The organism is uncultured Gimesia sp. (genome assembly GCF_937919775.1).
Lineage (GTDB): Bacteria > Planctomycetota > Planctomycetia > Planctomycetales > Planctomycetaceae > Gimesia.
In genome coordinates this window covers 1-2273 of sequence record NZ_CALFPF010000069.1, presented here as the reverse complement: position 1 = coordinate 2273, position 2273 = coordinate 1, and the positions used below count along the sequence as shown (strand labels likewise).

3 protein-coding genes are annotated in these 2273 nt (G+C 51.7%); 2 read left to right on the top strand and 1 reads right to left on the bottom strand.

The features are described 5' to 3' along the window. The first annotated feature begins 132 nt into the window (after positions 1-132). Positions 133-897: a PIG-L family deacetylase gene (locus Q0294_RS01850; RefSeq protein ID WP_299460286.1), complete on the top strand. Its 765-nt coding sequence runs from the start codon at positions 133-135 to the stop codon at positions 895-897. Between the two features lie 39 nt (positions 898-936). Further along, positions 937-1125, top strand: coding sequence for a hypothetical protein (locus tag Q0294_RS01845; protein ID WP_299460283.1), 189 nt, complete (start codon positions 937-939; stop codon positions 1123-1125). Between the two features lie 70 nt (positions 1126-1195). Here Q0294_RS01845 and Q0294_RS01840 read toward each other — a convergent pair. Next, positions 1196-2273: MFS transporter (locus tag Q0294_RS01840; RefSeq protein WP_299460280.1), on the bottom strand; the 1078-nt coding region annotated here is incomplete at its 5' end.

Genomic DNA, 2273 nt, shown 5'->3' with positions numbered 1-2273 from the left:
GTCAGTCAAATAAAGTTACACACGAACAGTAGACCCGGTGTGCTGTTTTTTTAATGAATGTTTATTATAACTAGTCGGAAGAATAACTCACCAGTATTTGTTAGACCTAAATGTACAGAGAGAGAAATTTTCATGGTAAATCAGCCAGAATCACTTCGAATTCTCGCGATTCACGCTCATCCGGATGATATCGAAATCCAATGTGCGGGCACATTGGCCCGCTTAAAAAACCTGGGATGCCACATTACCGTTGCCACCATGACCGCCGGCGATTGCGGAAGTGCGGAAATGGGACCGGTGGAAATCGCCAATGTCCGCCGCGCCGAAGCCCGAAAAGCAGCCGACCTGCTGGGTGCCGATTGCATGTGTCTCGAATTTCGGGACCTGTCCATTGTCATCGATCAGGATTCCCGCCAGCGTGTTACCGAAGCCATCCGCAAAGCCCGCCCGGACATCGTGCTGACAGCGCCTCCCGTCGATTACATGAGCGATCACGAAATGACCAGCCGCCTGGTCAGAGACGCCTGTTTCGGCGCTTCCGCTCCCAACTATACGACGCATCAGTTTAATCCCGCGCCCCCCACGGAAAAAATTCCTCACCTCTATTACGTGGATCCGATCGAAGGCTCTGATTATTTTGGTAATCCGATCAAACCACAATTCATTATCGATATCTCCGAAACGTTCGACCTCAAAATTAAAATGCTCGCCTGCCACGAAAGTCAGCGGGCCTGGCTCAGAAAACAGCATGGGCTCGATGAATACCTCGATGGCACCGAACGCTGGTCTGCCGCTCGTGGAAAAGAAATCGGCGTAGCTTACGGTGAAGCATTCGTTCAACATTGCGGACATCCTTATCCTTCGAGTAATCTATTACTTGAACTCCTGGAAAAATAATCGCGTCCCTCTTTCATCACCTTGAATTAAGAGAAACCAATGCACGATCCCGCTCCCGCATCTGATACTTCATCTACAGCACAGACGCTGCCGTATACAGAGGCAGAGATTGAGACGATGGCCTCGGAAGACGCCAGCGCCGGTCGCTTTCTCACAAAAATGCTCGTCTTTTCGTTCTGTTATACCATCATCGTGGGGGCTTATGTGATCTACTGGAGCCTGAATTAACCGGTTTCCAGCCACCTCACCAATGAAAAAATAGGCAAACTCTGATCTGTTCTTCCAGGTCAGAGTTTTTTTACGCCTTCAGCACTACCGTACTCTCATCAAATACCGTCCCGTTCGGATTCAGCAACATCCAGCACAACGCAGCGGCAACATAGATTCCTGCCATCAGAATCAATACAGCGTTATAAATACCCGCGTCAAACATTGTTCCCACGATCACAGGCAACAGCGCCGCCCCCAGATTACCCGCCATATTCATCATCCCGAAAATGGGAGCCACATGCTGGCCCCCTTTATCAATCGTCACGGTATAACCACAGGCTCCCCCCAGGCCAGCAAAAAACATGCTGACTGTAATCAACGTCATCGCCAGATTCGTCTCTTTCACAAAATAAGCGCACAGCGTACACAAGGCGCAGCCCAGCATGGCCACAATCGCAACTCCCTGCCGGCTCCAACGGCGGCTTCCGGTCCGCTGGAGAACCCAGTCAACGACGACTCCTCCCAGAAAATTCCCCACTACAAACGACAGCAGAGGGAAACTGGTCCAGATTCCCGAAGAGGCGATCGTGATGCCCCTCGATTTTTGCAGATAGACGGGAAACCACGTCATGTAAAAAATCGTACCGGCCGCCCGGAAGAACTGTTGAGCGCAAATCATCCACATCGAAAAACTGGTCAGAATTTTTCCCCACGGCGTCGGCTCGCCGTGCTCGTCTGGTCCCTGATTTGTCGCCTGAACTGCCGGTTCGTCTAATTCACCATTACGAATAATTTTCAGTTCAGCGGCATTCACGCCGCCATGATTTTCAGGACGATCCCGAAACCAGTAATAAAACCAGATCGCCCACACAAAACTCGGCACCGCGCAGAGATACATAATCGTCCGCCAGCTCATTCCCGGCACCTCGACACCTCCGAAATGGGTGCCTTGCAACAGCAAGCCAATGCTGAACGCGCCGAAGGCACTCCCGATCGACATGAAACTTCCCAGCAAACCACTGGCCAGACCCCGCCGCGATTTGGGTAGCCACTTGGAAATCGTATTGGCACAACAGGGGAAGATGCCGGCCTGCGAAATACCAAAAATCAGACGCACAGCGATCAGCATCCAGAACCCGGTTACCAGTCCGGTCAAGGCGGTCGCG

Coding starts and splice junctions, on each gene's coding strand:
- Q0294_RS01850 (WP_299460286.1), top strand. CDS start 133: ATGGTAAATCAGCCAGAATCACTTCGAATTCTCGCGATTCACGCTCAT.
- Q0294_RS01845 (WP_299460283.1), top strand. CDS start 937: ATGCACGATCCCGCTCCCGCATCTGATACTTCATCTACAGCACAGACG.